Origin of the sequence: Centipeda noxia ATCC 43541 (genome assembly GCF_000160555.1) — a bacterium.
GTDB classification, from domain to species: Bacteria; Bacillota; Negativicutes; order Selenomonadales; family Selenomonadaceae; genus Centipeda; species Centipeda noxia.
Genome location: NZ_GG749292.1, coordinates 1 through 804, shown reverse-complemented (window position 1 = coordinate 804; position 804 = coordinate 1). Strand labels below are relative to the sequence as shown.

Annotated in this window: 1 pseudogene; it reads left to right on the top strand. The window is 45.4% G+C overall.

The annotated features are described in order from the left end of the window. Positions 1-804 (top strand): annotated as a pseudogene (locus HMPREF7545_RS10265) (hypothetical protein); the annotation flags it as partial.

Here is an 804-nt window from a genome sequence, read left to right as displayed (position 1 = left end):
GAAAGTTGCCGGAGGAAGTGCCGCTGCAGGGGCATCTGCGGCAGCGACAGGGACGAAGTGGAACAAATATGAAAAGTTGCCGGAAATCATAGACCAGCTCAGCGCATTAAATAAATCGGAAGACTATAAGAAGCTGGGAGACGGCGAATATTTCATTCGATATGCAATGGTAGACGGGAAAAAAGTCGCTGTTGCAATTGATAAAAACGGTCAGGTATCTGATCTAGAAGTGATACGTGACGGTGGCATTGATCGGATGACGCTTCGTGGGAATCCTCTAACGAAAAAAGGAAACGTATATGTCATCGATAAAATGGATCATTATGGGACATCAAATGCACAAAAAACCGGAGAACAGGCAGAATTTAAGTGGGGAGACTTCGATGGGCACATAACCAGTCCGTTAACTTTTAGTGATGGGTTCCAAAAAGCGTTGGCCGATAACAGCGTAGAGATGGTAGACGACCTATATGACATGGCCTCCCATCCAGTCACAACAATCACAGATATCGCGACTGCGATAGGAGAAATCCTTGCAGACCCAACGCAAGCGTCAGATACAGCAAAAGAAAAATTAAATGCATATCTGGAGAAAGTCAAGGATACAGCCGCAAACGGAACATCTTACGAAAGAGGGGAACTTGCCGGAGATTTCGTTTTCAATCTAGCGTTGATGATAGGTGGAGGAAGCGTTGTTATACGAGGAGGAGCAAAAGGATTAAGAGTATTGTCCAAAATGGGAGCGCTTACAAGAGTGACTACCCGTACGGCTAAAATTGCTGATCGAACCGTTACCATTGGAGG